General features: G+C 69.6%; 29 protein-coding genes and 1 tRNA gene. 24 read left to right on the plus strand and 6 right to left on the minus strand.

From position 1 onward, the window contains the following. The first annotated feature begins 52 nt into the window (after positions 1-52). The 9 genes from SACMADRAFT_RS09000 to SACMADRAFT_RS09040 all read left to right on the plus strand — a co-directional run bounded on the left by SACMADRAFT_RS09000 (position 53) and on the right by SACMADRAFT_RS09040 (position 10,902). Positions 53-1,303 (plus strand): hypothetical protein, encoded by a 1,251-nt coding sequence (locus tag SACMADRAFT_RS09000; RefSeq protein WP_009153494.1) that lies wholly within the window; start codon positions 53-55, stop codon positions 1,301-1,303. Between the two features lie 6 nt (positions 1,304-1,309). Then, a complete protein-coding gene (locus tag SACMADRAFT_RS09005; RefSeq protein ID WP_009153495.1) occupies positions 1,310-1,966 on the plus strand; it encodes a class F sortase in 657 nt (218 codons plus the stop codon). Between the two features lie 99 nt (positions 1,967-2,065). Further along, positions 2,066-3,466, plus strand: a complete 1,401-nt coding sequence (locus tag SACMADRAFT_RS09010; RefSeq protein ID WP_009153496.1) for a glycine--tRNA ligase — start codon at positions 2,066-2,068, stop codon at positions 3,464-3,466. A 2-nt stretch (positions 3,467-3,468) separates the two neighbouring features. Further along, positions 3,469-4,104: a YdcF family protein gene (locus tag SACMADRAFT_RS09015; RefSeq protein WP_050998348.1), complete on the plus strand. Its 636-nt coding sequence runs from the start codon at positions 3,469-3,471 to the stop codon at positions 4,102-4,104. A 106-nt stretch (positions 4,105-4,210) separates the two neighbouring features. After that, entirely contained in the window at positions 4,211-5,509 is a 1,299-nt protein-coding gene (locus SACMADRAFT_RS09020; RefSeq protein WP_009153498.1) for a bifunctional o-acetylhomoserine/o-acetylserine sulfhydrylase, read from the plus strand. Then, positions 5,506-6,654: a homoserine O-acetyltransferase MetX gene (gene metX / locus SACMADRAFT_RS09025; RefSeq protein ID WP_009153499.1), complete on the plus strand. Its 1,149-nt coding sequence runs from the start codon at positions 5,506-5,508 to the stop codon at positions 6,652-6,654. Before SACMADRAFT_RS09020 ends, metX begins: the two co-directional genes overlap by 4 nt. Before the next feature lie 46 nt (positions 6,655-6,700). Next, positions 6,701-7,987 (plus strand): deoxyguanosinetriphosphate triphosphohydrolase, encoded by a 1,287-nt coding sequence (locus SACMADRAFT_RS09030; RefSeq protein ID WP_040925616.1) that lies wholly within the window; start codon positions 6,701-6,703, stop codon positions 7,985-7,987. 9 nt (positions 7,988-7,996) lie between these two features. Next, complete coding sequence (locus tag SACMADRAFT_RS09035; RefSeq protein ID WP_009153501.1) at positions 7,997-9,112, plus strand: serpin family protein; 1,116 nt, start codon at positions 7,997-7,999, stop codon at positions 9,110-9,112. Then, positions 9,109-10,902: a hypothetical protein gene (locus tag SACMADRAFT_RS09040; protein WP_009153502.1), complete on the plus strand. Its 1,794-nt coding sequence runs from the start codon at positions 9,109-9,111 to the stop codon at positions 10,900-10,902. The genes SACMADRAFT_RS09035 and SACMADRAFT_RS09040 overlap by 4 nt, the downstream gene beginning before the upstream one ends. Here SACMADRAFT_RS09040 and SACMADRAFT_RS09045 read toward each other — a convergent pair. After that, positions 10,883-11,824, minus strand: a complete 942-nt coding sequence (locus SACMADRAFT_RS09045; protein ID WP_009153503.1) for a sigma-70 family RNA polymerase sigma factor — start codon at positions 11,822-11,824, stop codon at positions 10,883-10,885. The two genes, SACMADRAFT_RS09040 and SACMADRAFT_RS09045, sit on opposite strands and share 20 nt — an antisense overlap. 9 nt (positions 11,825-11,833) lie before the next feature. Between SACMADRAFT_RS09045 and dnaG the strand changes: the two genes are divergently transcribed. The 10 genes from dnaG (at position 11,834) to SACMADRAFT_RS09090 (ending at position 19,401) form a co-directional block, all read left to right on the plus strand. Next, complete coding sequence (dnaG, locus tag SACMADRAFT_RS09050; RefSeq protein WP_050998080.1) at positions 11,834-13,762, plus strand: DNA primase; 1,929 nt, start codon at positions 11,834-11,836, stop codon at positions 13,760-13,762. Positions 13,763-13,766: 4 nt separating this feature from the next. Then, on the plus strand, positions 13,767-14,288 hold the full coding sequence (locus SACMADRAFT_RS09055; protein WP_009153505.1) for a hypothetical protein: 522 nt from the start codon (positions 13,767-13,769) through the stop codon (positions 14,286-14,288). A 139-nt stretch (positions 14,289-14,427) separates the two neighbouring features. Continuing rightward, complete coding sequence (locus SACMADRAFT_RS09060; protein ID WP_009153506.1) at positions 14,428-15,330, plus strand: tyrosine-type recombinase/integrase; 903 nt, start codon at positions 14,428-14,430, stop codon at positions 15,328-15,330. Beyond that, entirely contained in the window at positions 15,330-15,719 is a 390-nt protein-coding gene (locus SACMADRAFT_RS09065) for a hypothetical protein (RefSeq protein WP_009153507.1), read from the plus strand. Before SACMADRAFT_RS09060 ends, SACMADRAFT_RS09065 begins: the two co-directional genes overlap by 1 nt. A 95-nt stretch (positions 15,720-15,814) precedes the next feature. Continuing rightward, positions 15,815-16,096, plus strand: a complete 282-nt coding sequence (locus tag SACMADRAFT_RS09070) for a hypothetical protein (protein ID WP_009153508.1) — start codon at positions 15,815-15,817, stop codon at positions 16,094-16,096. Further along, the gene (locus tag SACMADRAFT_RS09075) at positions 16,093-16,635 is read left to right on the plus strand and encodes a hypothetical protein (RefSeq protein ID WP_009153509.1); all 543 of its coding nucleotides are present in this window, start codon (positions 16,093-16,095) and stop codon (positions 16,633-16,635) included. Before SACMADRAFT_RS09070 ends, SACMADRAFT_RS09075 begins: the two co-directional genes overlap by 4 nt. After that, positions 16,635-17,303 carry a helix-turn-helix domain-containing protein gene (locus SACMADRAFT_RS09080; protein WP_009153510.1) on the plus strand — a complete coding sequence of 223 codons (669 nt, stop codon included), beginning with the start codon at positions 16,635-16,637 and terminating at the stop codon, positions 17,301-17,303. The genes SACMADRAFT_RS09075 and SACMADRAFT_RS09080 overlap by 1 nt, the downstream gene beginning before the upstream one ends. Positions 17,304-17,399: 96 nt before the next feature. Then, complete coding sequence (locus SACMADRAFT_RS29875) at positions 17,400-17,594, plus strand: hypothetical protein (protein WP_009153511.1); 195 nt, start codon at positions 17,400-17,402, stop codon at positions 17,592-17,594. A 108-nt stretch (positions 17,595-17,702) separates the two neighbouring features. After that, the gene (locus SACMADRAFT_RS09085) at positions 17,703-18,272 is read left to right on the plus strand and encodes an HK97 family phage prohead protease (protein WP_009153512.1); all 570 of its coding nucleotides are present in this window, start codon (positions 17,703-17,705) and stop codon (positions 18,270-18,272) included. Beyond that, on the plus strand, positions 18,265-19,401 hold the full coding sequence (locus SACMADRAFT_RS09090) for a phage major capsid protein (RefSeq protein WP_009153513.1): 1,137 nt from the start codon (positions 18,265-18,267) through the stop codon (positions 19,399-19,401). The genes SACMADRAFT_RS09085 and SACMADRAFT_RS09090 overlap by 8 nt, the downstream gene beginning before the upstream one ends. 259 nt (positions 19,402-19,660) lie before the next feature. On the opposite strand, the gene SACMADRAFT_RS09095 is transcribed toward SACMADRAFT_RS09090, so the two are convergent. Then, on the minus strand, positions 19,661-19,879 hold the full coding sequence (locus SACMADRAFT_RS09095) for a hypothetical protein (protein ID WP_009153515.1): 219 nt from the start codon (positions 19,877-19,879) through the stop codon (positions 19,661-19,663). Positions 19,880-19,971: 92 nt separating this feature from the next. Between SACMADRAFT_RS09095 and SACMADRAFT_RS09100 the strand changes: the two genes are divergently transcribed. Beyond that, the gene (locus tag SACMADRAFT_RS09100; RefSeq protein WP_009153516.1) at positions 19,972-20,235 is read left to right on the plus strand and encodes a GntR family transcriptional regulator; all 264 of its coding nucleotides are present in this window, start codon (positions 19,972-19,974) and stop codon (positions 20,233-20,235) included. Between the two features lie 607 nt (positions 20,236-20,842). On the opposite strand, the gene SACMADRAFT_RS09105 is transcribed toward SACMADRAFT_RS09100, so the two are convergent. Together SACMADRAFT_RS09105 and SACMADRAFT_RS09110 are read right to left on the minus strand one after the other, a co-directional pair. Then, positions 20,843-21,127 carry a hypothetical protein gene (locus SACMADRAFT_RS09105; protein WP_009153517.1) on the minus strand — a complete coding sequence of 95 codons (285 nt, stop codon included), beginning with the start codon at positions 21,125-21,127 and terminating at the stop codon, positions 20,843-20,845. After that, positions 21,124-21,357, minus strand: coding sequence for a hypothetical protein (locus SACMADRAFT_RS09110; protein WP_009153518.1), 234 nt, complete (start codon positions 21,355-21,357; stop codon positions 21,124-21,126). Before SACMADRAFT_RS09110 ends, SACMADRAFT_RS09105 begins: the two co-directional genes overlap by 4 nt. Before the next feature lie 146 nt (positions 21,358-21,503). Here SACMADRAFT_RS09110 and SACMADRAFT_RS09115 point away from each other — a divergent pair, with 146 nt between their 5' ends. Beyond that, positions 21,504-22,280, plus strand: coding sequence for a trans-aconitate 2-methyltransferase (locus SACMADRAFT_RS09115; RefSeq protein ID WP_040926226.1), 777 nt, complete (start codon positions 21,504-21,506; stop codon positions 22,278-22,280). A gap of 4 nt (positions 22,281-22,284) precedes the next feature. On the opposite strand, the gene SACMADRAFT_RS09120 is transcribed toward SACMADRAFT_RS09115, so the two are convergent. After that, on the minus strand, positions 22,285-22,548 hold the full coding sequence (locus tag SACMADRAFT_RS09120) for a hypothetical protein (protein WP_009153520.1): 264 nt from the start codon (positions 22,546-22,548) through the stop codon (positions 22,285-22,287). A gap of 161 nt (positions 22,549-22,709) precedes the next feature. Between SACMADRAFT_RS09120 and SACMADRAFT_RS09125 the strand changes: the two genes are divergently transcribed. Both SACMADRAFT_RS09125 and SACMADRAFT_RS09130 read left to right on the plus strand, forming a co-directional pair. After that, positions 22,710-22,782: transfer RNA gene (locus tag SACMADRAFT_RS09125), tRNA-Asn, on the plus strand. Positions 22,783-23,059: 277 nt separating this feature from the next. Next, positions 23,060-24,745 (plus strand): BCCT family transporter, encoded by a 1,686-nt coding sequence (locus tag SACMADRAFT_RS09130; RefSeq protein WP_009153521.1) that lies wholly within the window; start codon positions 23,060-23,062, stop codon positions 24,743-24,745. 10 nt (positions 24,746-24,755) lie between these two features. On the opposite strand, the gene SACMADRAFT_RS09135 is transcribed toward SACMADRAFT_RS09130, so the two are convergent. Then, positions 24,756-26,057 (minus strand): phosphoribosyltransferase, encoded by a 1,302-nt coding sequence (locus tag SACMADRAFT_RS09135; protein WP_009153522.1) that lies wholly within the window; start codon positions 26,055-26,057, stop codon positions 24,756-24,758. 143 nt (positions 26,058-26,200) lie between these two features. On the opposite strand from SACMADRAFT_RS09135, the gene SACMADRAFT_RS31360 reads away from it, so the two are divergent. After that, positions 26,201-26,476 (plus strand): DUF1918 domain-containing protein, encoded by a 276-nt coding sequence (locus tag SACMADRAFT_RS31360; protein WP_408640353.1) that lies wholly within the window; start codon positions 26,201-26,203, stop codon positions 26,474-26,476. Positions 26,477-26,478 lie beyond the last annotated feature (2 nt).

Here is a 26,478-nt window from a genome sequence, read left to right on the forward strand (position 1 = left end):
CGGGACAGTGGCTCATGATCCGCGCGGCGACGCGAAAGCACCGAGGGGAAGCATGGTTCGCAACGTTACGAAGCCGGCCGTCTGCGCAGTCGCGGCGGTGGCGTTCGCGGCCGTACCTGGCACCGCGTACGGCACCGAGGGGGTCGACGAGCGCACCGGTCCCGTGGGCTACGCCAACGCGGCGGCGCTGGCCGTCGTCGACGACGGCAGCGGCGCGGGCGGTGGTTCGGTCATCAGCGAGACGCAGCGCTCGCCGCTGCTGCCGGGCACCTCGCGGTTGTCACCGAACCGGTCACGGCTGCCGCAGTCCGATGCCGAACGTGACGCGGCGGGGCCGAACTACCTGTTGCGGATCGGCGGGCACGACATCACGGCCACGCTGCGCGACACCCACGTGCCTGCCGCGGCAGCGGAGGCGGACTTCGTGCTCACCGACCGAGGCTCCGACAAGACCGTGCTCGAGCTGCGGGCGGCCCGAAGCGAGGTCGAATGCCTTTCCCCCGACCGGGTGCGGGAGCGGGCAACCGCGGACCGGTTGTCGCTGCTCACCCGTGACGGGCAGTTGCGTGCCGTGGACCTGCCGAAAGGCGACGGCGTGGTGAAGCGCGAGGACCTGCCGTTCGGGCCGCCGATCGAGGTGGAAAGCGACAGCGCCACGGTCACCTCCGACGTCACGATCCGCAGGGTGACCTCGTTCGATCAGCTGCTGCGTCAGGACCAGTGGCGCGACGGCGACGTCACCGCCGTCGCGGGCTGGCTGGTGGAGATCGTGACCCACGTCGAGCAGACGGAGGAGTCACAGAAGTCACAGGAGTCACAGGAGGCGCAGGATTCCGAACAGCTCGGCCAGTCACCGGAGTCCGGCGAGCCCGCCGTCGAGCAGGCCACCCCGACCGACACCACCGACAGCAGCGACACCACCGACAGCAGCGACACCACCGATACCAGTGCCGGCAGCGATACCGAGACGTCGACGAACCCGCCGTCGATCGCCACGTCGACAGCGCGGTCCGGCGGTCAGGCCCGTGCGCGCCAGATCCGGACGAAGCTCGTGCTGGGCGGGGTGAGCTGCTCGCTGCCCACCGACTTCACCGCGCGCGACACGGCAGGCGCATCGACCCGGCCCAGCGTCCCGCTGACCATCCCGGCGGGCGTGCGGCAACCCGCCCAACAGTCCGCGGCCCCGGCCGCCGACAACACGCCGCTCGGCGTGGGGCTGCTCGGCGGTGGCGTTGCGCTGGGTGCGCTCGCGCTGGCGCTCGCTCGTCGGCGTGGCAGCCGCGCGGGGCGAGGCCAGGAGTAGCCGCGAATGCGTGCGGGCAGGCTCGCGGTCGCCGTCGCGGCGCTCGCGGTGGCCGCGTTCGTCGCGGGTGTCGCCGTGCTGCTGACGGCGCCCACCGTGGTTTCCGGCGCGGCGACTACCACCAGGCAGGCTCCCGCCGCCCCTGAAACCACGGCGCCCCCTGCCGTCGAACTCACCCCGACGGCTTCGGCCACCCGCGGAGCGATCGGCGAAGGGCAGCCACCCGGCACGGTCCGCCTGCCGCACGGCGGCACCGCCGAACTGGTGCGCCGGGAACTGACCGCCGACGGCACCCTGCCGATCCCGGACGACCTCGACGAAGCCACGTGGTGGGGAGCCGGACTGGGCGCCGAACGCGGTGTCGCGCTGCTGTCGGGACACGTGAACTGGGGCGGTCGCACCGGGCCGTTCGCCGAACTGTGGCGTGACCGCCCCGGGCAGCGGGTGACCGTACGGGACGCCACGGGAGGGCGCTGGGTGTACCGCATCGTCGACACCCTGACCCTGCACAAGGACGAGCTGCCCCGGCACGCGCCCAGGTTGTTCTCCCAGCAGGGCCCGCACCGGCTCGTGCTCGTCACGTGCGGCGGCGAGTACACCAGCTCCGGCCAGGGTTACGTGGACAACCGCATCGTCACGGCGGAGTTGCTCACCCGTCCCTGAGGCCGGTGGTCAGGCCAACCTCCCGGGCGTGGTACCCCGGCTGCCGGATACGCTGGTAGCTCACAGTCAAAGTCGATTCCGCATGCCCCGGAGCGTTCAGTGCCCGCCAACAAGCCCGCCAACACCATCGAGACCGTCGTCAACCTGTGCAAGCGCCGTGGTTTCGTCTTCCCCTCGGGGGAGATCTACGGCGGCACCCGGTCGGCGTGGGACTACGGGCCCCTTGGTGTGGAACTGAAGGACAACATCAAGCGCCAGTGGTGGAAGACCATGGTGCAGTCCCGCGACGACGTGGTGGGTCTGGACTCGTCGGTGATCCTGCCGCGCCAGGTCTGGGTGGCCTCCGGCCACGTCAACGCCTTCCACGATCCGCTGGTGGAGTGCCTTTCCTGCCATCACCGGTTCCGCGCCGACCAGCTGGCCGAGGACTACGCCGAGCGCACCGGCACCGAGGTCGCCGAGGGCGACCTCTCCGACGTGCCGTGCCCCAACTGCGGCAACCGTGGGCAGTACACCGAGCCGCGCGAGTTCAACATGATGCTCAAGACCTACCTCGGCCCCGTCGAGTCCGAGGAGGGCCTGCACTACCTGCGGCCGGAGACGGCACAGGGCATCTTCGTGAACTTCCTCAACGTGCAGACCACCTCGCGCAAGAAGCCACCGTTCGGCATCGGTCAGATCGGCAAGTCGTTCCGCAACGAGATCACCCCGGGCAACTTCATCTTCCGGACCCGGGAGTTCGAGCAGATGGAACTGGAGTACTTCGTCGAGCCCGGTGAGGACGAGCGCTGGCACCAGTACTGGATCGACCTGCGCACGCAGTGGTACGTCGACCTGGGCATCAGCAGGGACAACCTGCGCCACTACGAACACCCGAAGGAAAAGCTGTCGCACTACGCCAAGCGCACCGTGGACATCGAGTACCGTTTCGGGTTCTCCTCCGGCCAGGAATGGGGTGAGCTGGAGGGCATCGCCAACCGCACCGACTTCGACCTCACCACGCACTCCAACCACTCCGGTGTCGACCTCTCCTACTTCGACCAGGCATCGGGGCAGCGCTACCGGCCGTTCGTGATCGAGCCCGCCGCCGGGGTCGGCAGGCCGATGATGGCGTTCCTGATCGACGCCTACACCGAGGACGAGGTGCCCAACGCCAAGGGCGGCACCGACAAGCGCACCGTGCTCAAACTGGACCCGAGGCTGGCGCCGTACAAGGTGGCGGTACTGCCGCTTTCCCGCAACGCCGACCTGACGCCCAAGGCCCGCGACCTCGCCGCGGCGTTGCGCAAGCACTGGAACGTCGACTTCGACGACGCCCAGTCCATCGGCAAGCGCTACCGCAGGCAGGAGGAGATCGGCACGCCGTACTGCGTGACCGTCGACTTCGACACCCTGGAGGACCACGCCGTCACGGTTCGCGAGCGCGACTCGATGGCGCAGGAGCGCGTCGCCATCGACAAGCTGGAGTCCTACCTTGCCGCGCGCCTGATCGGGTGCTGATCGTGCCCGCCGCTGTCCCGCGTTGGCTCGGCAGGCTGGCGCTAGGCGCGGTGCTGGTCGGGCTGCTGGTGGTCGGTGGCACCGCGTTTCGGGTGTGGCACGTCGCGCGGGCCGACGAGCGTCCGCAGGTGGACGCCATCGTCGTGCTCGGCGCCGCGCAGTACAACGGCACGCCGTCGAAGATCTTCCAGGCGCGGTTGGAGCACGCCAGGCAGCTGTATGCCGACGGCGTCTCCTCCCGCATCGTGACCTCGGGGGGCAGCCGCGTCGGTGACACCTTCACCGAAGCGCAGGCCGGAGCCCGGTGGCTGGCCGACCACGGCGTGCCGCCGCAGGCCGTGGTCGCTGTAGGCCAGGGCAGCGACACGCTCCGCTCGCTGCACGCCGTCTCCGACAAGGCACGGGCCCTCGGCTGGAACACCGTGGTGATCGTCAGCGACCCGTGGCACTCGCTGCGGGCGAGGATCATGGCGGAGGACGCCGGGCTGCGGGCGTGGACCTCACCCACGCACAGCGGCCCGATCGTGCAGACGCGGCAGACGCAGGCGCGCTACATCTTCCGGGAAACCGCCGCGCTGCTGTACTACCGGATGTCCAAGGACTCCGCCGACACGATGGGTGGGGCCGGGCTGAGCTGACCAGCACCGAATGGTCCCACCAACTGGGAGTCGCTGGGCGTTTTGTCGCACGATCACTAACGTCGATGTCAGGCCCACCCGCTTCAGCCGCAGAAGGAGCCAGTCGATGACCGAAGCGTGGTCGTTCGAGACCAAGCAGATCCACGCGGGCGCGCAGCCCGATCCCGCGACCGGTGCGAGGGCCACCCCGATCTACCAGACGACGTCCTACGTCTTCCGCGACACCCAACACGGCGCGGACCTGTTCAGCCTCGCCGAGCCGGGCAACATCTACACCCGGATCATGAACCCGACACAGGACGTGCTCGAGCAGCGGGTGGCCGCGCTGGAAGGCGGGGTGGCGGCGCTGGCGTTCGCGTCCGGGTCGGCGGCGACCACCGCGGCGATCCTGAACCTGGCGGGCGCGGGAGACCACGTGGTGTCCAGTCCGGCGCTCTACGGCGGCACCTACAACCTGTTCCACTACACGCTGCCGAAGCTGGGGGTCGAGGTCACCTTCCTGTCCGACCAGGACGACCTGGACTCCTGGCGCGCGGCGGCGCGGCCCAACACCAAGCTGTTCTTCGCCGAGACACTGGCCAACCCGGGCAGCAACGTGCTCGACGTGCGCGCCGTGGCCGACGTGGCGCACGAGGTGGGCGTGCCGCTGGTCGTGGACAACACCATCCCGACCCCCTACCTGCTGCGCCCCATCGAGCACGGCGCCGACGTGGTGGTCCACTCGGCCACGAAGTACCTCGGCGGGCACGGCACCACCGTCGCCGGGGTGCTGGTGGACGGCGGCACGTTCGACTTCGGTGCGCACGCCGATAGGTTTCCCGGCTTCACCGAGCCCGACCCCAGTTACAACGGGCTGCGGTACTGGGAGGCGCTGGGGCCCGGCGCCTTCGCCGCGAAGGCCCGCGTGCAGTGGCTGCGCGACACCGGCGCCGCCATCGCGCCGCTGAACAGTTTCCTCATCCTGCAGGGCATCGAGACGCTCTCGCTGCGGATGGAGCGTCACGTGGCCAACACGCAGGCGCTGGCCGAGTGGCTGGAGCAGCGTGACGAGGTGGAGCGGGTGTACTACGCGGGGTTGCCGTCCAGCCCGCACCACGAGGCCGCGAGGAAGTACCTGCCCAAGGGTGCGGGCGCGGTGTTGTCGTTCGAGCTGCGCGGCGGGGTCGAGGCGGGCCGGGCGTTCGTCGACGGCACCGAACTGCACAGCCAGCTGGTCAACATCGGCGACGTGCGCAGCCTCATCGTGCACCCGGCCAGCACCACCCACAGCCAGCTCAACCCCGACGAGCAGCTCAGCAGCGGAGTCACTCCCGGCCTCGTCAGGTTGGCCGTCGGCATCGAGGGTGTCGAGGACCTCAAGGCGGACCTCGAAGCGGGTTTCAGGGCGGCGAAGGCGGTGCTGTGACGCCGCCGCCGACCCCGCCGAACCAGGACCCCCCTCCTGCCACCGGTGCGTGGCAGGAGGGCGATCCTCCTGGTCGTCGACGGTGGTTGCGGCAGGACGCGCCGCTGCCGCTCGAGTTCGGCCGCAGCCTTCCCGGTTTCCAGCTCGCCTACGAAACCTGGGGCACGCCTGCTTCCGACGGTTCCAACGCGGTGCTGGTCGAGCACGCCCTCACCGGCGACAGCCACGCGGCGGGGCCCGCGGGGCCCGGCCATCCGACGCCGGGCTGGTGGGACGGGCTGATCGGACCGGGAAAGGCGCTGGACACCGATGAGTTGTTCGTCGTGGTTCCCAACGTGCTCGGCGGCTGCCAGGGCTCGACGGGGCCCGCGTCGCGTGCTCCCGACGGCAGGCACTGGGGCAGCCGGTTTCCGAAGATCAGCATCCGCGACCAGGTCGCCGCCGAGACGGCGCTCGCCGACGCGCTGGGCATCCAGCGGTGGGCGTGTGTGCTGGGCGGCTCCATGGGCGGGATGCGTGCGCTGGAATGGGGCGTGAGCGAGCCGGATCGGGTCGCGTCGCTGCTGCTGCTCGCCTGTCCGGCCGCGTCATCGGCCGACCAGATCGCCTGGGCGGCGCCGCAGCTGCACGCCATCGTCTCCGACGCGGGCTGGCGGGGCGGCGACTACCACGACGCTGCTCCCGGTGAGGGGCCACACCGCGGGCTCGGAGTGGCCCGCAGGATCGCCCACGTCACCTACCGCAGCGAGCCGGAGTTCAACGCCAGGTTCGGGCGTGCCCTGCAGAACCCTGACGGCGGCGACCCCGACGAGCGGTTCGCCGTGGAGTCCTACCTCGACCACCACGCGGACAAGCTGGTGCGTCGCTTCGACGCCGCCAGTTACGTGCTGCTGACCAAGTCGATGAACGATCACGACGTCGGCAGGGGTAGGGGCGGGGTCGCGCAGGCGCTGTCGAGGGTGAGCGCGCGCACGATCGCCGCCGGCGTGGACAGTGACCGCCTCTACCCGCAGGAGCAGGCGAGGCAACTGGCCGAGGGCATCGCGCACGCGCGCTACGCGCGACTGTCCTCGCCGTACGGGCACGACTCGTTCCTCATCGAGACCAGCCAGGTCGCCGGGCTGGTCAAGGAACTGCTCGGCTGATCGTCGCCGGGCACCGAGGCGGCCGATGCCCGCTACGCTGGCTGCGATGGACGGCTACACGGCCCACGACCGCGAGCGCCGATTCGCCGAACGGCCCAAGCGCGCCGCGTTGCCTGGTTCGCGCGGTGACACGCGCTCGGCGTTCGCCAGGGACAGGGCGCGGGTGCTGCACTCGGCCGCGCTGCGAAGGCTGGCAGGCAAGACCCAGGTCGTCGGGCCGGGGGAGGGCGCCGAGGTCAGCGGCGTGCCGCGCACCCGGCTGACGCATTCGCTGGAGGTCGCTCAGATCGGCCGCGGTATCGCCGAGGATCTGGGCGCCGACCCCGACCTGGTGGACACCGCCGGACTGGCCCACGACATCGGACACCCGCCCTTCGGCCACAACGGCGAGTCGGCGCTGGACGAGGCCGCCCGCGCCTGCGGCGGCTTCGAGGGCAACGCTCAGACGCTTCGCATCCTCACCAGGCTGGAACCGAAGGTGCTCGGCGACGATTCCGAGGTCGCGGGCCTCAACCTCACGCGCGCGTGCCTCGACGCGGCGACCAAGTACCCGTGGCCCAGGCAGGCCGCCTTGCCGAAGTTCGGTGTCTACGCCGACGACTTCGAGGTCTTCGCCTGGCTGCGCGAGGGCGCGCCCACGAACCGAACCTGCCTCGAGGCACAGATCATGGACTGGGCCGACGACGTCGCGTACTCGGTGCACGACGTGGAGGACGGGGTGCTCGCCGGGCGCATCTCGCTCGGGGTGCTGGCCGAGGCGCAGGAGCGTGCCGCTGTCGCCGAGTTGGCCGCCAAGCACTTCTGCGATCGCTCGGTGTCCACACTGGAGGACGCCGCCGCCGAGTTGCTGCGGCTGCCCGCCGTCGCGGCGCTGGTGGAGAATCCCTACGACTCCTCGCTGCGCGCCCAGGTGGCGCTGAAGCGACTGACCAGCGAACTCGTCGGCCGGTTCGCCTCGGCGGCGGTGACCGGCACCCGCGCCGAGCACGGGGATGAGCCGCTGCTGCGCTACGCCGCCGACCTCTGTGTCCCCGACCAGGTGGCAGCCGAGGTGGCCCTGTTGAAGGCACTGGCGTTGCGGTACGTGATGAGCGACCGCGGCAGGCTCGCGTTGCAGGAGCGGCAGCGGCAACTGCTCGCGGAGTTGGTGGCGGCACTGCCGTCGCGGTCTCCCGAGGCGCTCGATCCGATGCTGCGGCCTGCCTGGGATGCCGCGCCCGACGACGCCGCCCGGCTGCGGGTGGTGGTGGACCAGGTGGCCTCGCTGACCGACGCGCAGGCCCGCGCCTGGCATGCCCGGTACGTGGTCCAGGGCGCTGGACCGGCGCGGTAACGTCACAGAATGCCAGCCAGCACACCGGAGACCACACACCTGCGGTTCGCGCTCGCCGTCCACGACAAGATCGCCAGGGACGGGGCCGACTCGTGCTTCTCGCCCTACTCGGCCGCGAGCGCGCTGGCACTGGTGACCCGCGCGGCGAGAGGGGTGACCGCCGAGGAAGCCGCCACGGTGGTGGCAGGCACCGCCGAGGGCGTCGCGGACCAGGTGGAGCTGCTGCGCAAGGCCGCGCTGCTCACCGCGCACACCGGCGGGGAGCAGCCTGAGCTGGCCGTGTCGAACACGCTGTGGGTGTGGCAGAGCCTTGCCCTCAACCCCGGATTCACCGAGGAACTGGCGGACTGGCCGTCAGGACGCGTGGCGACCGCGGCGTTCGTCGACGACCCCGAAGGTGCTCGCCGCACGATCAACGCCGACGTGGCGCACGCCACCCACGACCTGATTCCGGAGTTGCTGCCCTCGGGCAGCATCGGCGCCGACACCGTCGCCAGCCTGGTGAACGCGCTGTACCTGCGGGTGGCGTGGACGTTCCCGTTCTCGCAGGCCAATACCACCGAGGCGGACTTCCACTCACCGGACGGCGTTCGCCCGGTGCCGATGATGCGGCAGGCGGAGCGGCTGGGCTACGCCGAGAGCCACGGCTGGCGGCTGGTGGCGCTGCCCGCGCTGGGTGGTGTCGAGGCGATCGTGCTGCTGCCCGATCGTTCGCTCGCGGAGCAGGAGTCCACACTGGACGCCGAAACACTCGTGGACCTGCTCTCGGCCAGGCGCGACACGATGGTGGATCTCGCGCTGCCCCGGCTGTCGCTCGATGTGCGCAGCCCGCTCAAGCCTGCGTTGCGCGCGCTCGGGGTGCACACGATGTTCCAGCCGACCGCCGACTTCGGCGAGTTGACCGACGACCCGCGGCTGCTGGTGTCCGACGTCTCGCACCAGGCCGTGCTTCGCGTGGACGAGAGCGGGCTGGAGGGGGCCGCGGCGACGGCGGTGACGATGCGGCTGGTTTCCATGCCGCTGGGTGAACCCGTGACCGTAGTGATCGATCGCCCGTTCCTGCTGCTGGTGCGGCACGCGGGGACGGGCGCCTGCTACTTCCTTTCGAGGGTCGTCCAGCCGTGACGACCACGACCCAGCGGGCTCCCCGGCTAGGGACGCCCGGACCCACCGGCGCCCGCGTGTCACCTCGGCTGGTCGACGCCGCCGTGCTGCTGGGCTTCGCCGTGGCCGCCTTCCTGATCTACCGCCCGCTCTGGCTGGACCTCGGGCACGGCTACCTGGCCAACAGCGTGCAGGACCAGAACATGTGGGAGTGGTTCTTCGCGGTCACCGCCGACTCCGTGGCCAAGCTGGAGAACCCACTGTTCTCGGCGTTGCAGAACCATCCGCTCGGCGTGAACCTCATGGCCAACACGGTCATGCTCGGCATCGGTGTGCCGCTGGCACCGGTGACGCTGCTCTTCGGCCCCACGGTCACCTGGGCGCTGGCGCTCACCGGCGGGCTGGCCGCCACGGCGGCGGCCTGGTACTGGGTGTTGTCGCGTCACCTGGTCGGCACGCGCGTCGGCGCCGCCATCGGGGCGGCCTTCGCGGGGTTCGCGCCGCCGATCATCTCGCACGCGAACGCACACCCGAACTTCGTCGTGCTGTTCGTGTTGCCGTTCATCGTGCTGCGGCTGGTGAAGCTGGCGCGAGGAGAGCACGTCGTCCGCGGTGGCGTGCTGCTCGGGCTACTGGTGGCCTACCAGGTTTTCCTCGGCGAGGAACCACTGCTGATCATGGCCACCACGCTGGCGGTGTTCGCCATGGCCTACGCCCTGATGCGGCCCGAGCAGGCCATCGCCATGGCCAAGCCGCTCGCGGCCGGGCTCGGCGTGGCCGCGGCGGTGTCGCTCGCGCTGGTCGCGGTGCCGCTGTGGTGGCAGTTCTTCGGCCCGCAGAGCTACCGAAGCCTCGAGCACGGCCTGCGCGGCAACGACGCCGCCGCCTTCACCGCGTTCGCCACGGAGTCGCTGGCGGGCGGGCCGGAGTCGGCAAGCGAGTTGTCGATGAACCGTACCGAGGAGAACGCGTTCTTCGGCTGGCCGCTGGTGCTGCTCATGCTTGTCGTCACGGTGGGGCTGTGGCGGGTCGTCGTGGCGAGGGCGCTGGCCGTCGCCATGCTCGGCATGGCGTGGCTGTCGACGGGTGTGCTGCTCGTGGTCGACGGCACGGCGACCTCGGTGCCGGGGCCGTGGCTGCTGCTGTTCGACGCGCCGCTGTTCGAGTCGGTGCTGGAGTCGCGGTTCGCGCTCGGTTGCGTGCCGCTGATCGGGGTGCTGCTGGCGATGGCCACCGAGCGGGTGCTGCGCTGGGTGGCCGCGCCGGACTGGCGTTACGCCGCGCGCATCGTGTGGTTCAGCGCGCTGACCTTCGCGCTGGTGCCGGTCATCCCGACGGAGCTGGAGGTCCGGCAGCGTGAGGACACACCGGCGTTCTTCACGGCCGGGTCGTGGCGTGACTACGTCCGCCCCGGTGGCTCGGTGGTGGTGGTGCCGCTGCCGGACGCGGGCGATGCCGACGCGCTGCACTGGCAGGTGGAAACCGGCCTGGAGTTCCCGCTGGCGGAGGGCTACTTCGTGGGCCCGGCCACCGACGGTCGCGGCACCTACGGCGCGGTCCGGCGGCCCACCTCGGTGCTGCTGGAGGACGTCGCCGAGGACGGCGTCGCCGCGACGGTCAGCAAGGAGCAGCGGGTGGACGTGCTGCGCGACCTGCGGTACTGGAAGGCTGACGTGATGGTGCTGCCGGTGCGCACGCCCAACCAGCAGCCGCTGCGCGACACCGTCGAGCGGTTGCTCGGCCGCCCGCCGCATGTGGTCAGGGACGTGTGGGTATGGGACACCTCCGACCTCACCCGCCCGCACGGGTGACGGAAGCGGGCAGGTGCCGCAGCTTGTCCGGGTTGACGATGTCGTAGACGGCGACGATGCGCCCTTCGTGCACCGTCATCGCCTGTACGTGTTCGTCGACGTCGCGGTAGTGCTCGCCACCGGGCTGGGCGGGCAGGTACATCCCGAGGTCACCGTTGACCAGCACGGGCCGGGCGGCGGCGAAGGCGTCCGGCGGGTACATCCGGCGAAGACCGGCGAAGAACCGCACGAACTTGTCGGCACCGACCATGGTCCGGCGGGTGGTCCTGCCCTTGCCGTCGGAGTCGCCGATGAGCACGATGTCGGGGTGAAGCACCCGCGCCACGGCATGAACGTCGCCGGAGAGCACGGCGGCCGTGAAGCGTTCCAGCACCTCCCGTTGCTCCCGCAGCGACGCGCGGGGCGGCGGTTCGGCGTCGGCCACCGCGCGCCTGCCGCGTGAGGCGTGCTGCCTTGCCGCCTGCGGAGTGCAGCCCAGGATCTCGCCGACCTCGGAGAACGGCACGTTGAACGCGTCGTGCAGCACGAACGCCACTCGCTGCTGCGGCGTCAGCCGGTCGAGTACCACCATCGCCGCCATCCGCACGCCGTCGTCGCGGACCACGGTGTCCAGCGGATCCTCCCCGATGGAGGCGTCGACGTCGGTCACGATCGGCTCGGGCAGCCACTCACCGACGTAGCGCTCCCGCCTCGCGGTGGCCGAACGCAGCCGGTCGAGGCCAAGCCGCCCGACGACGGTGGTGAGCCAGGCCCGCAGATCGTGGATCTGCTCCGTTTTCTCGCGCGGCAGGCCGCTCAGCCGCAGCCAGGCCTCCTGCACTGCGTCCTCGGCGTCGGCCAGCGACCCGGTGAGCCGGTAGGCCACCGCGATCAGGTGGCGGCGGTGGCTTGCGAACTCACTCGCGAGCGCCTCGGGTGACATGGGCAGAGTATGGCCGAACCGGCGAAGCTTCGGTGTCCTAGAGTGGGGCGCGTGGCGGGACGGATCCGGGAAAGCGACATCGCGCAGGTGCGGGAGCGCAGCCGGATCGACGACGTCGTCGGCGAGTACGTGGCGCTTCGCAGGGCGGGCGGTGGCGCGCTGAAGGGCCTGTGCCCGTTCCACGAGGAGAAGACCCCCTCGTTCAACGTGCGGCCGACGCACGGCACCTTCCACTGCTTCGGCTGCGGTGTCGGCGGCGACGTCATCAAGTTCGTCATGCAGATCGAGCACCTCGGTTTCGTGGAGGCGGTCGAGCGGCTGGCCGACCAGGTGGGCGTGCACCTGACCTACGAGGGTGGTGGTGGCAGTGTCCGCCGCGATCGCGGCACCCGAATGCGGCTGGTGGAGGTGCACAAGGCAGCCCAGGCCTTCTACGCCGAGCAGCTGGCCACCCCGGAGGCCAGGGCGGCCAGGGAGTTCCTCACCGAACGCGGGTTCGACGCCGCCGCCGCGGCCAGGTTCGGTTGCGGCTTCGCGCCCGGCGGCTGGGACCGGCTGACCAAGCACCTGTTGAACAGCGGCTTCGAACTCGCCGAGCTGTACAAGTCGCAGATCTCCAAGGAGGGCAGGCAAGGGCCGATCGACCGGTTCCACCGAAGGCTGGTGTGGCCGATCAAGGACCGTGGCGGCGACATCGTGGGTTTCGGCGCCCGCCGGATCTTCGAGGACGACCCCATTCAGGCGAAGTACCTCAACACCAGCGAGAGCCCGATCTACAAGAAGTCACAGGTGCTGTTCGGGCTCGACCTCGCCAAGCGGGAGATCTCGCGCAGGCACCAGGTCGTGGTGGTGGAGGGCTACACCGACGTGATGGCCATGCACGAGGCGGGTGTGCCGACGGCTGTGGCCTCCTCCGGCACCGCGTTCGGCGAGGAGCACATGCGGGTGCTGCGCCAGTTGATGATGGACGACGACGCCTTCCGCGGTGAGGTGATCTTCACCTTCGACGGTGACGAGGCAGGGCAGAAGGCGGCGCTGAAGGCGTTCGAGGGCGACCAGACGTTCGCGGGCCAGACCTACATCGCCATCGCGCCCGATGGTATGGACCCCTGCGAGTTGCGGCTCGCCAAGGGGGATGCGGCCGTTCGCGATCTGGTGGCGCGGCGCATCCCGCTCTTCGAGTTCGCGATCCGCAGCCTGCTGGCCGACTACGACCTCGACTCCGTGGACGGGCAGGTGGCGGCGCTGCAACGCACCGTGCCGCTGGTGGCGCAGATCAAGGACCGCGCCAAGCGCGACGGATACGCCACCAAGCTCGCCTGGTGGGTGGGTTGGCAGGACGAGGCGATGGTGGTGCGGCGCGTGCGGGAGAGCGCGGGAGCGCCGGCCAAGGCCAACGGCAGGCGCAGGGACTCCCGCAACGGTGCCGCCGAGGGTGGCGACCTGGAGCGGCCCGATGCCAAGCATCCGGGCTTGCGTGCGCAGCGGGAGACGCTGAAGGCCGCGCTGCAGGAGCCCGCGCTGGCCGGTCCCGAGTACGACGCGCTGCCCGCCGACGCGTTCACCCACCCTGCCTACGTCGCCGTGCACAAGGCGATCCTGGCCGCGGGCGGGGCGAGCTCGGGCCTCACCGGCCCGGCGCTGATCGACGCCGCCACCCAGCACGTTCCACAGGGGACGGTCAGCTCACTGCTGTCCGAACTGGCCGTCGAGCCGCTGGAGTCCAACGGCGAGGCCGATGAGCGCTACGTTTCGAGCATGCTCGCGGCGGTGCAGGAGAACCTGGTGGGGCGCCAGATCGGGGAGCTGAAGTCCAAACTGCAGCGGTTGTCGCCGGTGGAGGCCGCCGACGACTACCGGGCGCTGTTCGGTGACCTGGTGGCCCTCGAGCAGTACCGCAAGGCACTGCGCGAGCAGGCTGTCGGAGGGATGGACTGAGCCGATGGGCTGGCTGAGCAGGGTGATGGGCGAGCGGCTGCCGGAGGAGCTGGACGCCCGGCTGGCCGCGGAGGAGCACGTGCTGGCCTGGACACGTGTCGGAACGGGCGGGTACCTGGCGGTGACGGCGCTGGGCCTGTGGGTGCCCGACGACGGTGGTCACCGGCGTATCGGTTGGGACCTGGTCAGCAAGGCCGTGTGGCGCGGGGACGCGCTGACCGTCACCGAGGCCGAGGTGACCGGGCAGGCGGGCAGGGCGCTGGTGCTGGCCGACCGGGAGCCCGTACGGCTCGTGCTTGCCCGTCCGGGACGGATTCCGCATCTGGTGCGGCAACGGGTCGAGGGTTCGATCCGTTCGCGTTACCGCAAGGAACTGCCCGGTGGCGGTGCCTGGTTCGTGCTCAGGAAGGTTCCCGGCGCCGACGGCGTGGTGTTGCAGGTCAGGCCCGACCCCGGTGCCGAGGTCGCCGCGCTGGCCGACATGGCGCAGGAGGCGGCCGAGAAGTTGGCAGGCGGGCAGCAGTAGCAGTACGCTCGTACTGTGTGGGATCCCGTCAAAACTCTTCACTAGATCCACGCTCTGAAATTGTTGTTGACCTGCTATTTCGCGGGCCATGTCGCGGAGCATACCAGAGCATGCCGCTCATACTGTAGAGTTCACCAGCATGGTGAGTCGCACGCCGGATGATCTGCAGGACCTCCTCGTGTCCTGGCTGCGCGAACTGGCCTATCTCAAGAGGAGCCAGCACACGATCACCACCTACAGCAAGAACATCGGTCTCTACCTGGCGTGGGCCCGCGAGCACACCGAAGCGCCGTCGCTGTCGCGCCAGTCGGTGCAAACCTGGATCCTGGCCATGATGCAAGCCGGCGCCGAGCCATCAACCGCGGGAACGCGACTCAAGGCCGTCCGTGGCTTCTCTCGCTGGCTCGCCGACGAGGACGAGATCCCCACCGACGAGATCGCCGACTTGAAAGCGCCGAACGTCGACCGCAAGGTTGTCCCCGCGCTCAGCGATGAGCAGTGCGCGGGGCTCATCGACGCCTGCAAGGGCAAGACGTTCGCCGACAAGCGCGACGAGGCACTCATCCGCCTCATGCTGGAATGCATCCTCCGCGCCGAGGAAACGATCCTGCTTGACCTCAGCGACGTGGATCTCAACACCGGCATGGCGACCGTGCGCCGCGGCAAAGGTGGCAAGGGCCGCCGCGTCGGCTTCGGCCCGGCCACCACGCGAGCCCTGGACCGCTACCTCCGCGCCCGCAAGACTCACCGCCTCGCCGACCTACCGGCGTTCTGGCTCTCCCAGAAACGCGGCAGGCTCTCCTACACCGGCTTGGACCGCATCATGAAGCAACGCGGCGCCCAAGCCGGAATCACCGACATGCACGCGCATCGACTGCGCCACACCGGCGCTTCCCGCTGGGTCATGGCCGGCGGCAGCGAAGGCGGCCTGCAGGCCGCCGCCGGGTGGTCCAACCGCGCCATGATCCAGCGCTACACGGCCAGCGTGCGCGAGGAACAAGCCGCAGCCGAGGCGCGACGACTCAACCTAGGGGAGTTCTGATGCTGCAGCGGATCAAGGTGATCTGCACCGACCATGGGCGCCACGCTGTGCGCAACCTCGGCTGGCTACTACCGGAAGTTCCGATACTGGACCCATCACCCGGTGACCTCGCCGCATGGCTGGTCCGTCCCCAGCAGGTTGGCGGTTCGCTCGACCGGGAGGTCGGCTCGCTCGATTCGCCCGAGACGAGGATCTCGTTCGTGCCGTGGGCGCCAGGATCACCAGCACGGCAGGCGCGCGACGGCGAGCGACTAGCCACTCACGAGACCATCCGACCGAAGTGTCCGAAGTGCCGGCTGGACGTGCCGATGCGGCAGGAGACCGCGCGACGCTGTTTCGCCGCGCTGGCCGATACCGGCATGTCGATGTTGGATATCTCCCGCCTGTAGTTAGAATGCCGGTATCGCGGGACGTGAGCCGCTAGAACTTCACGGGCAGACCACCCATCGGTGGTGAGTTTCTGCTGCCCTGAAGGAGACGAATCGTGGCCAAGCCCACGACACTCACCGACGAACAACGCTCTCAGCGCGCTCGCATCGCCGCGCTCACCCGCTGGTCCAAGGAATCCCCGGCTGCCAACGCCGCACGCGGTCAGGCTGGCCTGCTGGAGAAGTTCCGGCGCGAAGTGCTCGCCGACGACCCGAACGTTCTCGAGCCCGAGCTGACCCGCCGCGCCGAATGCCGCCGCAAGCTCCACATGCAGCGCCTCTCATTCAAGGCATCCCGCGCCCGGGCGTCCGTCAAGAACGGCGGTGGAACGGCGTGAGGACAGAAGAAGCCCGCCCCGGCGGGCGAACCGAGGCGGGCGACAAACAGACCGACGAGCAGCGATCCGAAGCCAGGGTAGCCGACGCGTCCGACAAGCGGCGTGTGCACTGGGTCGGCAAGCCCGGCAAGACCACCCTGTGGGGACAGGTCTATGGAGAGCTGCTCGCCGCGGAGAAGAACCACCGCGGCTACACCCCCGAGCAGCACCGCGCCAACGTCGAGCGCCGCGCCCGGCACGCCGTCGAGCTGCTCGACGCCGCCCACGACGCCAACCAGGCACGCCGCGCCCGCGTACTCCGACACCCGGACCTCGCCGACCAGCTACGCGCAGCCCTACGGCTCACCGACGCCGCGCACTGGAACGGCTACGTGCCACCGAAACAGCTCGGCGAGTCCGCATGCCGCGCATGTGCCACCGATCGGCGCACGTCGTGCCCGCGCGAGCACGTCGCCGCGCTCAACACCAGCCAGACACGCGCCGAGCTCGTCGCGATGGCGGCCGAGGCCAAGCGCCGCGAGGACAACGAGGGCCGGTAGTGGGGATCAAGCTGATCGAGCAGGCGCTCGACGAGACACCGGCCGACCTCACCGCGCGTGAGGTGCTCGCGCTCGTCGCTGTCGCGCACCGGGCGAACGACCACACGCGTACCGGATGGCCGAGCCGCGCGGAGATCGCGCGCCGGATGCGCGCGAGCCCGGAGACCGCCAAGCGCGTGCTACGCGGGCTCGTTCAGCGGGGGCTACTCGAACGCGTCGGAGGTGGCTACCGCGGCCAAGCCACGGTGTACCGCTTCCCCGCGAAAGGGGGTCACAGCTATGACCCTCATTCCGACCAGAAAGGGGGTCATAGCTGTGACCCGCTTTCTGAGACGGAAAGGGGGTCATCTGACGTCGAAAGGGGGTCATCTGACGTTCAAAAGGGGGTCACAGCTATGACCCCCCAACCTTCAGGAACACGTCAGGAACCTTCACCACGCGCGCGCGAGACCTACGCCGACGCGATCGACTACGTAGCCGCAGGACTCGAACAGATCGACGGACGACGACGCTACGACCGCCGAGACATCACCGAGACCGTGACCGGATTCCTCCGCGGCAAGCAGGTAGCCGCACCGACCCGCTACGTCCGCAAGGCGTTCGACGACAACCCCGAACAGTTCCGGCCGACGAGCGGACCACCGCGCTACCGAAGGGAAACCGCATGACGCACGAGCAGGCGGCGCTGCTCGCCGACGCACTGCGCCAGCTCGCCGACGCCGCCGCACTCGTCGCCGACCACCTCGACCAGGAAGGAAACGATCATGACGACCACGAAGAACGCGGCCGGTCCGCGCTGCATGGTGTGCGGCGCAACCCGCCAACCCGGACAACTCACCGACGCGATCGCGCACGCACCCTGCGACCAACGAGCCAAGCGCTTCCCCCACGATCACCCCGACTACACGCCGGGGTTCTGGGAAGCGGCCGGGGCAGCGGTGATCTACGATGAACGGTGAGCGCGCGCTCGGCATCCCCAGCGCCGGAACCCGGTCGCACCGGGCCACCCGGACGGAAGGGTCGCCATGCGGCGAACGGTTCCCCGTCGCTGTCTTGGAGACCCCGGCATGAGCGCCCCCGATCTGTTGATCTTCACCGCCGACTTCGCCCTCGACGACGGCGAAGACTCCCGCACATTGCGCGGCCTGGCCGTGCCCTACGGGCAGGTGAGCCACCCCGCCGAGTTCGGCGGGATGGCGGTGCGGCACCGATTCGAGCCGGGAGCGTTCTCCCGCTCGATCCGCGAACGCGGCTCGAAAGTCAAGCTGTTCGTCGAACACGACGTCCGTCGCCTGCCGATCGGGCGGGCGGTCGACTTCGACGACGGACCCGAAGGGCTGCGGGTGGCGTTCGAGTTCGCCCGCACCGCCTCCGGCGACGAGGCGCTGCAGCTCGTGCGCGACGGCTACGTCCGGGGCCTGTCGGCCGGGGTGGACCCCTTGCGGTACAGCGAGGACCAGCAGGGGCACCTGGCGCACTCCGAAGCCCGGCTACGCGAGGTGAGCCTCGTGAACGAGCCGGCCTTCGCCGCGGCCGGATTCACCCGCGACAGCGACGGGGAACCCGAACCCACATTGGACGTTGAGCAGGCGCGGCTGCGGCTACGCCTGGCGGAAAAGGGATGGATCTATGTCTGAGGCACCCGAAAAGGCCCCTGAGATCGAGCGTGAGCGGCTGATCGTGGAGGCGCGGCAGTTGATCGCCGACGCCGGTGACGGGCCGCTCAGCGAGCAAGCCACGGCGCGTTTCTCCGAGATCGAGCAGCAACTCGACCGGCTACGCGACGAGCAGGACCAGCGGCCAGACACGGTCGACCCGACACGGCACCCGCTGCCGAACATGCCGAACACCCCCAGCGGACACCACAGCGGACTGCTCGCCGAGGAATCGCCGCACCCGCTGGCCTACACCGCGCAAGCCCTCACCGCCCTACAGGCCGCGATCGACGCCCACGAACCCCTGCGGGTCCGGGCCGCCGACCCCCGAGCCCGGTTCGCCACCATCACCACCACCACACACGGCGCGCCGCGAGCGTGGGGCGCCAACGTGCTCACCGGGCCGCGCCTGCTGTCACAGGTCGCCGGTGTGCCACGCCAGCCCGTCGAAGCGGTGCTCGCCCAGTTCCCGCAGCTCACCCTGCCCACAGCGCAGCCGGTGACCGCCGAAGCGGCCAGCCTGACCGAATACGCGTCATCCGCGGCCGGTTCGGTCACACTGGGCCGTTTCGGCCGCTGGACCGACATGTCCCGCGAGGCGCTGATCGGGGCTGACGCGGCCGCCATCACCGGAATGCACCGGGTAGGCATCGCGCTCGACCTCGATCAGGTCCTCGTCGACGCGGTCGAGACAGCCGCCGGAACCGCGGTGGCCTTCGCCGCCGATGTTCCCGCGCAGATCCGCAAGGCCATGGCGCAAGTCCAGGCCAACACCGCCTCCGACGATCCCGCCGACCTGGTGATCCTCGCCCACCCCGACGACGTGTACCTGCTGCAGGACGTGTCCCCCACCGGTGGGTCGACGATCGCCGAACGATTCCAGCGCTTCTCCGGCGCGCTGGTCTACCCGAGCAACGCGGTGTCCACCGGGTTCATGACGGTGGCGAACTTGCGGGTCGGTGCCCGCTACTTCGAAGCGGTCGGACTCAGCACCGCCACCCAGGTCGACGTCAAGACCGGGGTGGAAACGGTCGCCACCTACACCGTCGCCGGGTATGGCGTCACCCTCACTACCGGGTTCGCCGTCATGCAGGACGTCGTCACACCGTAGCCAGTCTGCGCGTGACGAAACGGGTCCGTGACCGGCGGCAACACATTGCCGCAGGTCACGGACCCGGCGTTTTCCCTGGTCAGAGGGGTGCGGACACCCCCGTCCTTCTGTCCTTTTTTTGCGCGCAGTTGGTGAAGGTTTCCTGGCCGCGCTCAGCCGCAGTAGCTGCCGAGGGTCGCGTTCACGGCGACGAGCACGGCCGCCACGGTGGCGATGGCGAGCAGCGCGACGAGCCACCGGTCGCCGCGTGGTAGCCGGTTCACGACTCGACCTCGGCGGGTGCCTCGATAGCGTCGAGCTGGTCGGCGCGCTGCCGTAGCTCGTCGACGAGCGGCGCGAGGTGGTCGGCCAGTGCGCGCAGGCCTTCGGCGGGTAGTTCGCCGCCGTCCTGCGCTGCCATGAGTTCGACGGTGGCCGCGGCGATGGCGCGGTTGGTCTTGGCCAGCTTGGCGAGCAGGTCACGGTCGCGTTGGATCACCCGAGCAGGCTACGACGCACACATGAGCACTGCATAGCACCCATTCGCGTCGCATAGGTTTGCGCTGGTCACGCACGGTCTACGTTGCTGCGGTGCCGAAGGTGCCAGCGTTCGAACCGAACCCCGCGAGCCCGGTCTACCTCTACCTGCAGGTCGCCGACCACATCGCGGCTCGCATCGAAGCCGGTGACCTCCCGGTCGGCGGCAGGTTGCCGGGTGAGCGTGATCTCGCCGATGAGTACCGGGTGTCGTTGCAGACGGCGCGGCGTGCTGTCGCCGAGTTGCGCGACCGTGGCTTGGCGATCACGGTTCCGGTGAAGGGGACGTTCGTGCGCCGCCCCGACGAGCGGCGTTAACGGTTCCGGCCGGAACGTTGAATTCGGTGGCTCGGGTGTGAACGAACCTTGAAGACCAGCCTCGCGCCCGCGCGCGCGTAGGCCGCACTGTGATAGATAATCCGCAGACGCGGAAAACTTATCTCGCGCCCGCGCGCGCGTAGGCCGCACGGTGAGGTGCTAAATTTTAGCACCAGGATCGGGACTCGCGCCCGCGCGCGCGTAGGCCGCTGCAGCAAGAGTGATGTTATCACGCTTGCTGAGGACTCGCGCCCGCGCGCGCGTAGGCCGCTGTGGCTGGCTGCGGGCACACTGATGGGCTCCCCCCTTGGTCCCTGCCGGGACAAACCCACACCATTCATATCCCGCCCAGCACTACCGCCCGCGTGTCGCTGGGACGCGCGGGGTGCCGGATGTGTCGCCCCGCCCCTGGCCGTGGGGGTGGGGAGCCCTGCGCTCGTCAGGGTGGTTTACGAGCGAGCCCGTCTTTCCCTGCCTTGTCGTGTACGGCGACAAGGTCGCGGGTTGACCCCGGTGGACGGTGCTAAGGAAACCGGGTGGTCGGTGCGGTTGCGCCGACAGCACCAGCCACCCCGGTAAGGGGTGGGTGATGCTGCGGGGACACCCGCTAGGTGCGTGTCACCGCCTGCAGCAGCGCGACGAGCTCGTCGCGGTCGACGGGGGTGTCGTCGGCGCGGTGCCAGCCGATCAGCCAGTGCAGCCCGTTCTGCAGCGCCTGGTAGCGGTGCTCGAGCTTGGCGTGGTCGAGGATCTGTTGGCGGCGGTACTCCGACCACACGGCGCGGGATTCGTCGTCGGCGAGGGTTTCGGCGATGTGGCGGTCGCGGTCGGCGATGTCGTCGGCGAGTTCGGTGAGCATCGCGTGGATGGGTTGCTCGGGGGTGGCGCTCATCGCTGTCCACCTCCGGCCGTGTGCTCGTCGACGGCCGCGAGCAGCGCCGCGCATCGGTCCCGCAGCATCGCGGCGACCTCGGGGTGCGTGGCAGGCGCGAACCGGATGGCGGTCAGCAACTCGAGGTGCGTCCTGGTTTCGCGGCGCGCGATGCAGCGCCACCGGTGAGCGAGAAGGGTGGTGAGGGTGGCCAGTGCGACACACCCGGCCACGACGATACGGTTACCCACGGGTCAGACCTCCGGTGTCTGATCAAGGCCCCCGGGTTGGTGCTGCTACACCGCCGGGGGCCGCCTTATCTGCTGATGATCTTGGAAATAGTGGAGAATAACGACGCTTCGCCGGTTTGCCGCAACCAGCGTTTATGCTGGTGAGCATGCCGGACAGCGTTTGGAGTCCCGTCAAGTACCTCGACTACGGTGAGCCGCGCGCGCGGCCGTTCTTCGATCTGCTGGCACGGGTGGAGGCGCCCCGGCCACGCCGGGTGGTCGATCTCGGCTGTGGTCCCGGCAACCTGACGCGAACGCTGCCGCGCCGCTGGCCGGAGGCGACGATCGAGGCGATCGACAACTCACCGGAAATGGTGGTCGCCGCAAGGCGGTCGGGCGTCGACGCCGAGGTCGCCGACATCGTCGAGTGGGAACCCGCACCGGATACCGACGTCGTGGTGTGTAACGCCGTCCTGCAGTGGATCCCTGGTCACCGTGAGTTGCTGAGCCGCTGGGCGAGGCGGTTGCCGTCCGGGGCGTGGCTGGCTGTGCAACTGCCGGGCAACTTCGGCTCCCCTTCGCACACCCTGGCTCGGCGCGTCACGCGCGACCCCAGGTGGGCGCCGAGGTTGCAGGATGCTCCGCTGCTGGAGGACGACGCCGTAGCCGATCCGCTGGACTACGCGGAGTTGTTCGCCGACCTGGGCTGCCAGGTGGACGCGTGGGAAACCACCTACATCCAGCGGTTGACCGGCGACGACGCGGTGCTCGAATGGGTCAGCGGCACGGCGCTGCGGCCGGTGAAGGCGGCACTGCCGGAAGGAGAGTGGTTGGCCTTTCGCGAACAGTTGGCCCCGCTGCTCGCCGAGGCGTACCCGTCGAGAGGTGACGGCACCACGTGGCTGCCGTTTCGCAGGGTGTTCGTCGTCGCGCGGGTGCCCTGACGGCTCAGGTCCGGCCACCCGACGGCTGCGCGGTGGCGTGGCCGTCACTGCCATGGGGTGCGGGCGTGGACCGAGTCGAGCGCTGGCTGAACGGCAGCTTGTCGCCGACCTTCTCGCCCACCTTCGCCCTGGCGACTCCGGCCGCGCCCTGCACGGCGGGGTGGTCGGCCAGCTTGCGGTAGGTGCGCACGATCTGCTCGTATCGGGCCCGGCCGGCTCGCGCGCCCAGCACATAGCCGACGGCCGCGCCAAACAGGAACGTCTTCATCTTGCTCATGCCTCCTTCGAAGCGGGGCCACCACGTCCATTGTTCCGCACCTGCGCATCCCGCGCTTCGCGGTGACGACCCGGGGGTGGTGCGCGAGACTGATCGGGAATGAGCTAGAGTATGAACCCGTTGGCCCGGAGCGATCCGGGTGCCGACAGCGGTCCCTCGTAGCTCAATTGGCAGAGCATTCGGCTGTTAACCGAAGGGTTGCTGGTTCGAGTCCAGCCGGGGGAGCAGCACAAATAAGGCCCCCAAAGATCATTTGGGGGCCTTTGCCTTCGCCATGGCGGACGTACTCCCCGCGAATCCGGTAGCACACCTGCGGTTGACCATCCGTGCGCCGACGAGCTCGCTCGGGCGCGGCAGGCGTGCTGTTCGAGCTGAGACAACCCCCATATCAGCAGATCCCACGCTCCGTCAGTGATCGACATTAAGCCGGTCAAGTCGGTGATCGATTGACACAGTGATCTCCCGCGGATAGCTTGCCGAGGCTATACGGAGGGAGACGATCATGCTCGACAAACTGCAACGCGCGCTGGGGTTGAAGACCAACCCGACCATCTTCTTCACGTCGGCGGCGTTGGCGATCGTCTTCGTGGGACTGTCCGTGTTGTTCACCGACGAGGTCGACCGGACCTTTCGCGGCGCGTCGGAGGCGGTGAAGACCAACCTCGGCTGGTTCTACATCCTCGGTGTCACCTCCTTCCTCGGATTCCTGCTGTGGATCGCGTTCAGCAGGTTCGGCCACGTGCGACTCGGTGGCAAGGACGCGCGGCCGGAGTACAGCAACATCGCGTGGTTCGGCATGCTGTTCGCGGCCGGGATCGGCACCATCCTGATGTTCTGGGGGGTTGCCGAACCGATCAACCACTTCGCGAACCCACCGCTTTCCGGGCTCAACGGGCAGGTCGCCGACCTCAGCGAGTCCGCGGGCAGTTCCGAGCAGTTCGCTCAGCGGTTGCGCGAACTGCCCGCACCAGAGGGCGCGGCGGGCCCGCTCAGTGAGCAGGCCGCGACCGAGGCAATCGGGTTCACGATGTACCACTTCGGCTTCCACACCTGGGCGATCTTCACCCTGCCCGCGCTGGCGTTCGCCTACTTCGCCTACCGCAGGGGCCTGCCGTTTCGGGTCAGTTCCATCTTCCAGCCCATCCTGGGCGACCGGATCAACGGACCGATCGGCAAGATCGTGGACATCGCCGCGGTGATCGGCACGCTGTTCGGTGTGGCTGTCTCCATCGGACTCGGCACGCTACAGATCAACAGCGGCCTCAACGGGTTGTTCGGCATCGAGATCGGCAAGTCGACCCAGATCGCCATCATCGCCGTCGTCACCACCATCGCGACGATCTCGGTGGTGCTGGGACTGGACAAGGGCATCAAGTGGCTGTCCAATCTGAACATCGGGCTCGCGGTAGGCCTGTTGCTGTTCGTCATCCTGGCCGGGTCCACTGTGTTCCTGCTACGCGGTGTGATCGAGAGCGCGGGCACCTACCTCAGCGCGATCGTCCCGCTGTCCTTCTGGAACGACGCGCTGCCCGCCGACGGTTGGGGCTGGCAGGGGAGTTGGACGGTGTTCTACTGGGCGTGGACCATCACCTGGGCGCCGTTCGTGGGCATCTTCGTCGCCCGCATCTCCAAAGGACGCTCCATCCGGGAGTTCGTGCTGGGCGTGCTCGGCGCCCCGGTGGCCTTCTCCCTGGTCTGGTTCAGCGTCTTCGGGCTGTCGGCGATCAACATCGAATGGGAGAACCCCGGTTCGCTCGTCGGCCCTGTCGTCCAGCAGGGCGACACCGCGACGGCGCTGTTCGCGTTCCTGGAGAACTTCCCGGCAACCGAGTTCGTCATGGCGCTCTCGGTGTTCGTGGTGGTCATCTTCTTCACCACGTCCTCGGACTCCGCGTCGCTGGTGGTCGACATGCTCACCTCCGGCAACACACTCAACCCGCCCACGAGGCAGCGGGTGTTCTGGGCGGTGCTGGAGGGCGTCGTCGCAGCGACCCTCATCGCCGCGACCGGCCAGGAGGCGCTGCAAGCACTGGAACAGGTCGTCACGGTGATCGGGCTGCCGTTCTTCGTGATCGCCTACCTCACGATGTACTGCCTGGTGAAGGCGATCAAGCAGGACGTGCCGGAGGAGGAGCTGCTGCCGCGGCGCGCCAGGGTGGTGCTGGAGGCCCGGCGCAACTCCGACTGAGCGAACCGGGTCAGGACGCCAGGTGTCCGAGGAACCAACCGCGGGCCAGTTGCGCGGCGTGGTCCAGCGCGCCCGGCTCCTCGAACAGGTGGGTGGCCCTCGGCACGACCGCAAGCTCGTTCTCGCAGTGCAGTTCGGCCTGCGCCGCCCGGTTGAGGTCCAGCACCACGTGGTCGTGGCCGCCGACGATCAGCAGCGTGGGGGCGCCCACCGCGCGTAGCTGCTTGCCCGCGAGATCGGGCCTGCCGCCCCGCGACACCACCGCGGCCACGTCGGTGCGGGCGTCGGCCGCGGCCCACAGGGCGGCCGCCGCGCCGGTGCTGGCGCCGAAGTAGCCGATCGGTGTGCGCTCGAACCCCGGCTGGTCGCGCAGCCACCGAGTGGCCCCGATCAGCCGGTCGGCCAGCAGTTCGATGTCGAACACGTAGCGGCGGTCGAACTCCTCCTCCTGGGTCAGCAGGTCGAACAGCAGGGTGCCGATGCGTGCCTCGTTGAGCACAGCGGCCACGTGCCGGTTGCGAGGGCTGTGCCTGCCGCTCCCGCTGCCGTGCGCGAACAGCACCACGCCTGGACAGTGCTCCGGCACGGTGAGCCGGCCTTCCAGCGCGACCTCGCCCGCCAGCACCTCCACCTCCTCGTCCCTGACGGGTGGATCGGCGACGGTGACCGAGGTGTCGCGCCGCGCCGCCCTGCGCAGTAGCTCCAACACCTGATCGTCGGTGGTCTGCCGGAAGTTGCCGTACCACTGGCCCACGGCCCGAAACCACGGCGGCTGCTCGATGCAGACGACGACGTCGGCCTCTTCCCGCAGCGCCGCGACGGCACTGGGCGCTCCCACCGGCACGGCCAGCACCACGCGCTGCGCGCCGTGCGCTCTGGCGACCTGGCACGCCGCACGTGCCGTGGATCCGGTGGCGACGCCGTCGTCCACGACGATCGCGGTCCTTCCGCGCAACGACTCCCTGGGCCTGCCGCCACGGAACCGGCGTGCCCTGCGTTCGAGTTCCGCCCGCTCGCCTGCCTCGATGCCGTGCAGCTCCGACGGGGTCACCTGGCAGGCATGCATGGTCTCGGTGTCCACGACGCGCACGCCGTCCTCGCCGATGGCGCCCATCGCGAGCTCGGGCTGGAACGGCACACCCAGCTTGCGCACGACGATGACGTCCAGTGGTGCGTCCAGCGCCATGGCCACCTCGTAGGCGACCGGCACCCCACCCCTGGGCAGTCCCAGCACAACGACGTCGGACCCGCGAAACTCGTCGAGGCGTTCCGCGAGCCGCTTGCCCGCGTCGGTTCGGTCGATGAAAGGCATGGGCCGATGGTGTTGCGCCGTCACCGGCCGGGCAAAGGGACCTTGGACCTTGTTGCCGGGGTGTGGTGCGCCTGCACTCGGTTGTGGCGAAAGCAGCCGAGCGCAGGCTCGAAGTGCCCGCGACCAGCACGATCGGCGAAACCATGCGGGCGTGGGAAGGCGACTGGTTGCTCAGCAAGGATGCTGTCGTGGGTAGCCTCGACGATCCGGGGTTCATCGTCGAGGTCAGGGGCGACGACGGCACACCTGCGGTACCTGGTCCGATGGCTGCGGGACGACCACGAGACGCTGATCTACCGGCCCGGACGCGGTGCTCTCGGCCACCGAGAAGGCCGGCGACGAGCAGCGACGACATCGCATCGAACGGCCCCAGCGGATCATCCTGCAGCAGGGGTCTGCGTCGCCACGCGGCGCGGTGAGG

This window comes from Saccharomonospora marina XMU15 (genome assembly GCF_000244955.1).
Lineage (GTDB): Bacteria > Actinomycetota > Actinomycetes > Mycobacteriales > Pseudonocardiaceae > Saccharomonospora_A > Saccharomonospora_A marina.

Excerpts from the sequence above, each read along its gene's own strand:
- SACMADRAFT_RS31360 (WP_408640353.1), top strand. The coding sequence starts at position 26,201 with ATGCGGGCGTGGGAAGGCGACTGGTTGCTCAGCAAGGATGCTGTCGTG.
- SACMADRAFT_RS09065 (WP_009153507.1), top strand. The coding sequence starts at position 15,330 with ATGCTGCAGCGGATCAAGGTGATCTGCACCGACCATGGGCGCCACGCT.
- SACMADRAFT_RS09105 (WP_009153517.1), bottom strand. The coding sequence starts at position 21,127 with ATGAGCGCCACCCCCGAGCAACCCATCCACGCGATGCTCACCGAACTC.
- SACMADRAFT_RS09090 (WP_009153513.1), top strand. The coding sequence starts at position 18,265 with ATGTCTGAGGCACCCGAAAAGGCCCCTGAGATCGAGCGTGAGCGGCTG.
- SACMADRAFT_RS09020 (WP_009153498.1), top strand. The coding sequence starts at position 4,211 with ATGACCGAAGCGTGGTCGTTCGAGACCAAGCAGATCCACGCGGGCGCG.
- SACMADRAFT_RS09045 (WP_009153503.1), bottom strand. The coding sequence starts at position 11,824 with ATGTCACCCGAGGCGCTCGCGAGTGAGTTCGCAAGCCACCGCCGCCAC.
- SACMADRAFT_RS09035 (WP_009153501.1), top strand. The coding sequence starts at position 7,997 with ATGCCAGCCAGCACACCGGAGACCACACACCTGCGGTTCGCGCTCGCC.
- SACMADRAFT_RS09055 (WP_009153505.1), top strand. The coding sequence starts at position 13,767 with ATGGGCTGGCTGAGCAGGGTGATGGGCGAGCGGCTGCCGGAGGAGCTG.
- dnaG (WP_050998080.1), top strand. The coding sequence starts at position 11,834 with ATGGCCGAACCGGCGAAGCTTCGGTGTCCTAGAGTGGGGCGCGTGGCG.
- SACMADRAFT_RS09135 (WP_009153522.1), bottom strand. The coding sequence starts at position 26,057 with ATGCCTTTCATCGACCGAACCGACGCGGGCAAGCGGCTCGCGGAACGC.
- SACMADRAFT_RS09005 (WP_009153495.1), top strand. The coding sequence starts at position 1,310 with ATGCGTGCGGGCAGGCTCGCGGTCGCCGTCGCGGCGCTCGCGGTGGCC.
- SACMADRAFT_RS09115 (WP_040926226.1), top strand. The coding sequence starts at position 21,504 with ATGCCGGACAGCGTTTGGAGTCCCGTCAAGTACCTCGACTACGGTGAG.
- SACMADRAFT_RS09030 (WP_040925616.1), top strand. The coding sequence starts at position 6,701 with ATGGACGGCTACACGGCCCACGACCGCGAGCGCCGATTCGCCGAACGG.
- SACMADRAFT_RS09000 (WP_009153494.1), top strand. The coding sequence starts at position 53 with ATGGTTCGCAACGTTACGAAGCCGGCCGTCTGCGCAGTCGCGGCGGTG.
- SACMADRAFT_RS09120 (WP_009153520.1), bottom strand. The coding sequence starts at position 22,548 with ATGAAGACGTTCCTGTTTGGCGCGGCCGTCGGCTATGTGCTGGGCGCG.
- SACMADRAFT_RS09060 (WP_009153506.1), top strand. The coding sequence starts at position 14,428 with ATGGTGAGTCGCACGCCGGATGATCTGCAGGACCTCCTCGTGTCCTGG.
- SACMADRAFT_RS09130 (WP_009153521.1), top strand. The coding sequence starts at position 23,060 with ATGCTCGACAAACTGCAACGCGCGCTGGGGTTGAAGACCAACCCGACC.
- SACMADRAFT_RS09085 (WP_009153512.1), top strand. The coding sequence starts at position 17,703 with ATGAGCGCCCCCGATCTGTTGATCTTCACCGCCGACTTCGCCCTCGAC.
- SACMADRAFT_RS29875 (WP_009153511.1), top strand. The coding sequence starts at position 17,400 with ATGACGACCACGAAGAACGCGGCCGGTCCGCGCTGCATGGTGTGCGGC.